Source organism: Myroides sp. N17-2 (assembly GCF_002286775.1).
GTDB lineage: Bacteria > Bacteroidota > Bacteroidia > Flavobacteriales > Flavobacteriaceae > Flavobacterium.
Map to the genome: position 1 here is coordinate 1 of NZ_NSGJ01000085.1, position 5,114 is coordinate 5,114.

Here is a 5,114-nt window from a genome sequence, read left to right on the forward strand (position 1 = left end):
TTCCTTCACTACCTTTTTAATGAATTCCTGATGATAGCGCTGTTTTACTTTTTTTTCTATTGACTTTTCCATTTCTTATGGGTATTTAAAACTGTACAGTTTTTTCAGGACGGGTCACTTGAACCAAAACAGCATAAAAAAGGCAATGTGACTGCTGCTACATTGCCTTTTTTATTTATAATTCTTGAAAGCGCTTTAAGAACACTTCATTTAATTTGTCTTTATCATTTATTCGACTGAGTGCTTCTATTGCTTTTAGTTTATAATTCTCCTCTTTAGTGTCTTTAAATAACTCAAGACAAGCTAAAGCATAGTTGGCATTATAATCATCAAGTGTATGAAATGTATCGAAACATTTGTCTAAATATTCTAAACCTGCTACATACTGCGTATCAGTAATGAATAGAATGCCTTTCATAAGATATACCTCCTGCTCACGCTGTGCTGTCCAAGTATCTTCTGCAATATAAAGTTCTTCTGCAATACTCAGTTTTTGTAACCCATTAGCAATATCTCCAATCGTAGTAGCAGTCAATCCAATACCATAATATCCATCTGGATCATTGGGAAAATCTTTGATTAACTCTTCATACTTCTTTCTCGCTAATCCTATGTTATTCACCCGTAATGCTGCTTCTGCTAATTCTTCTTTAAATACTGAGTTACTCTTACTAGATAAGCTATCTGCATAGTAATAATATGATACAGCGGCCTCGTGTTTATCTTGTTTTGTCAAAGCTACTCCTGTGAAAAAATAAGCATCACATAATGTCTTTTCTCTTTGGATTATATTAAAAAACACTTTCCCTGCTATATTATAATACTTAGGTGAATTAAGCGCTTTTAAGCCTGTTTTAAATAAATCCAACACATCTGTATCATCAGTAGGACAACTTAGTTCTAATGTCTCAAAAGCATACTCTTTATCTATATTCTGAGCAGATATACTCTGAACAAAAAAACATAGTATAATAAATACTCCTTTAAGGAAACTATCTCTGATAAACAATCTCACTTGTAGGCGAAGCATTATAGTATTGATTATTCTCTTGTTCTAGCATACGATCAGTAAATAGTACTCCTTCCAAGTGATCAAACTCGTGTTGCATAATCACAGCAGTAAAGCCTTCTACTACTTCTTGAAAATGTTCACCACTCAAGTCATAATACGTTATATGGATAGCTAAACTTCTATGTACTTCCCCATACGTTTCAGCAATAGACAGACATCCCTCATCCCCTCTACGCAAGATTTTAGAATACCATATAATCTCAGGATTAATAAAGAATTCAAATGGTTCGTCCTGTTTATCCATACGTTGTACTAAGAAAACTCTTCTGTTAATACCTACTTGTGGTGCCGCAATACCTACGCCTGGTTTCTCATCATGTTTTACTGTTTTATACATACGTGCGATTAGATACTTCAGATTCTCATCTGTCGGAAGGACTTCTTCACAACGCTGTTTAAGGACTTGCTTCTCTAAAAGATTATCAACTTGATAAACATGCATAGGTATGTCTACATTGCTCTGTTGTATAAATTGGTTTTCAATATCGCTTAACTTACTGTAGGTATTCATGATTGTTTATTTTACACTTCAAAAATATAACTAAAAGCTTACATAAATAAAAAAAGCTCAGATAATATCTGAGCTTTTCATTTATCCTTTTTTTGGAGCAATTGAATCTTGCTTTGCAACTTCTGGTAATACTGGTGCTGGAGGTATGGAATCATTTATAGATTTAACATCTGATCCTTCCTCATCGTCGTCGTCATCACCACCGCCTTGACCAAAAACTTCACTAGCTTTATATCTACCTAATTTAATATTAAAGTCTTCTGCATTACCTGTAATTCTCATTGGTATACCTATAATTCCCATAGGAGGTAATCCTAGTCTAAACCCTATGTTTAAATCACCGTCTAAACTCACCTGCCCTTCAAAACGAGGGCGGAACCCTGCCATCTTCATTTTAGTACGCTCGATAGTCATTACATTGTCTTTTATACTAGACTTAATATTTACATCTGATAGTGTACCTTTCTCTAGAGACTTAGCATCTGTTTTATCTGCAATAGCCCCTAAAAGTTTGAATCCTTTAAAGCTAATATTTGCTAATGACAATGTACCTTGTCCTTCTAAGCTTCTCATAATAGGAAACATACTACTGTTTAGCTTTCCTTTTAAACTATAGTCCAATGCCACTGTACCGTATGCATCCTTAGCCATAGAAACCATTTCTCTAAATAGTGTAATTTCTTTATACGCCCTTTGAATATCAAATTCAGAAGCTTTCAGATTATAACTAAACTCTGCACTTCTGTAACCTGTTGGTTTATAAGTACCATTCATCGTTACATTAGTTCCTATTAGATTAAACTTAGTGTCTTTTAAATCTACTCCACCTTTATCTACAACTAGATTACCTGTGAAGTTCTCTAAATTATATTCAGTATATTTAATCTTATCGGCCACAGCGTTAAATGTAATATTGACATCTTTAGGTAGTTGAATTACACCTGCATTAGCCGTATTCGCTGTAGTCGTTTTACTCGTCTTGTTATTAGCAAACATCATAAACTCATCCACATTCATATAAGGAGATTGCAAATCAAAGTTTCCTTTTAACGTATCACCTTTCAGCATATATCCTATCACGTTAGTCAAATAACCATTCATTGAGAATTTAGAGCTTCCATAAGTTGCTTCAAACTTCTCAAACTTCATCTTCTCTTTATAAAAAGAAAACACTCCTTTCTTAATGTGCAATGGCTTAGGGAACATCTCTGAAGTTACAGTAATATTATCTACTTCAAAACGTCCACCATTCTTTAGTTTATCAAAGTTTCCTTTTACAGCATCACTCTGAAGTCCACTTAAAAATAAGCTTGTAAGTAGTTTACCTTTTACATCTATACCATCTATTTTAAATAGCTTATACAGATTACCTATATTTAGCGTTCCTTTAGATTTAACGTTATAATTCAAGTTATTCAAATTATACAAACTTGCTGCTAATTGGAATGGTTCTCCTGCTATTTTAAAATCAATAGGAAGTACTTTAATCGTTAGGTCATTTAATGATCCCCTTTTGCTATTTATAATCGTATGGATCTGAATATTCTCGATTGGTAGATCAGGAATACGTTTGAATTGGATATATCCATTAACGAACTTAATCTCTGAGTCTATAATAGGAAATAGTTTGCGTTTAGGTTCATAAGTTCCCTTAATACTTCCCTTAGCTTCTATCATCCCTCTCATAACAATATCATCCACAGGGATAAATTCCTTGATATTCTCCAGATCAACCTTAGCATCAATATCAGCATCCACATTAAAATCGTGCAAGTTCTTAAGGTAAAGGTTCCCCTTTATATAATTATTCATTGCTAACAATGAAATTTCAGAAATACGAACAGATACGTTCTTATAGTTAGAATCCTTTCCTATTAGATCGAAATTAAAGTTAATTTCTTCTAATGCTTTTGGTAACTGTGCTAACTTAAAGTACCCATTTTTAATAGATCCTTTAAGATCAAATAAAGGAATACTTGTAATTGTACTATCACGATATACTTTACGCAATGTTCTACGCTCAACAACTCCCTTAGAATATGTACCGTCAAAAGTACCGTCTAGGGCTAATTCACCTTTCATAGCGAATCCTTCAATACCTATTGCTTTTTGAAATAAATCAAGATTCACATTAGAGTTAATCTTTCCTTTAGCTTTGATTACCTCTAATCCTTCCACATTAAAGTTCATATCACTATGCTTCCCATCTAAGTCAAATGATAACTGCTTAACATCAACAATACCTTTATAAATATCTAAACGTGGCAAAGTATACGAGAAGTCAAGACTCAACTTCTCAAGAGGTTTATTAACTTGCTTATTCTGTATAAAACCATTCTTAACTTTAAGTGATAAACTTACACTTGGAGCTAGATTATCTACTACGACATACTTCCCTTCCAAATGAAACTTACCATCTACATCCCCTGCAAACTTAGTATCATCTAGCCAATACTGATACTCCGGAGGTATAATAGATAGTAATTGTTCTAAAGTTGCATTCTCCGTTTTTACATCAAATAGCATATCGTAACCATTCTCTATAAAGCCAAAGTGCCCTTTAAAGTCAACAGGTAATCCTTTAATACGTACATTATTCTTAGCAAATACAAAAGTCAATGACTTGGTATCAACCTTAGTTTCCAATTTAGCCAAGATAGGTTTCTCCTTTACATAGTGAACACCATCAAAATTAAAGTCAAAAGACTCAATACTCGCCTTACTATTTAGATCAAAAATATCATCACTCATATTCCCTTGTCCAATATAATCAAAACCTGAAGCGACAAAACTTAATTTACTAGCTAAGTCATTATAGATAACTTCAGCTTTCTCAATATGAAGTTCTTCTATTTTTAATTCAAGGCTTTCATCACTTTCTTCTTTCTCATCAGACGGTACGAAGATATCGTAGTTAGCACTACCAACTTCATTCACGTTAACGTGAACTAATGGGTTATTGACATAAATCTTATTAAAAGACAGTTTACCATCTATTAACGCCATTATATCAACCCCTAAATTAATAGATTCCGCCTCAAAAAGCTTATCCGTAAACAAAGAGTCTACTTGAACACCTTCTATACTTGGTTTAGTTACAGTAGCTGTTAGTAAAGGAAACTTTTTATAAAAAGATAAATTAATGTCTTCAAAGTCAACTTCACCTTTAATTGACTCCTTCATTAATTCCTTAACTTTAATATTTATTTGATCAGCATAAAATATAGGAATAATATACATTAGCCCAAAAACTAATGCAATCAAAACTCCCAAAACTATACTTCCTCTGATTATAATTCGTTTTACCTTATTTAACATAGCGTAATTAATCTTCAATTTGCGTACAAAGAAACAGTTTTTTTTCTCAATAATAGAGTTGTAGAGATACAAATATCAAAAGATCATAATCTCAAAACCATATAAAACAAAAAATCCCCAACCTCATACGAGATTGGGGATTCTAAAAGAAAGGCGGCGACATACTCTCCCACTGGTTAGCAGTACCATCTGCGCTAGCGGGCTTAACTTCTC

Annotated in this window: 3 protein-coding genes; all 3 read right to left on the reverse strand. The window is 33.0% G+C overall.

The features are described from left to right. Positions 1 to 175: 175 nt before the first annotated feature. Positions 176 to 1,030, reverse strand: a complete 855-nt coding sequence (locus tag CF599_RS19085) for a M48 family metallopeptidase (RefSeq protein WP_121967512.1) — start codon at positions 1,028 to 1,030, stop codon at positions 176 to 178. After that, positions 993 to 1,583 (reverse strand): peptide deformylase, encoded by a 591-nt coding sequence (def, locus tag CF599_RS19090; RefSeq protein ID WP_121967513.1) that lies wholly within the window; start codon positions 1,581 to 1,583, stop codon positions 993 to 995. The genes CF599_RS19085 and def overlap by 38 nt, the downstream gene beginning before the upstream one ends. A gap of 81 nt (positions 1,584 to 1,664) precedes the next feature. After that, positions 1,665 to 4,901 (reverse strand): AsmA-like C-terminal region-containing protein, encoded by a 3,237-nt coding sequence (locus CF599_RS19095; RefSeq protein ID WP_121967514.1) that lies wholly within the window; start codon positions 4,899 to 4,901, stop codon positions 1,665 to 1,667. Between the last annotated feature and the right edge of the window lie 213 nt (positions 4,902 to 5,114).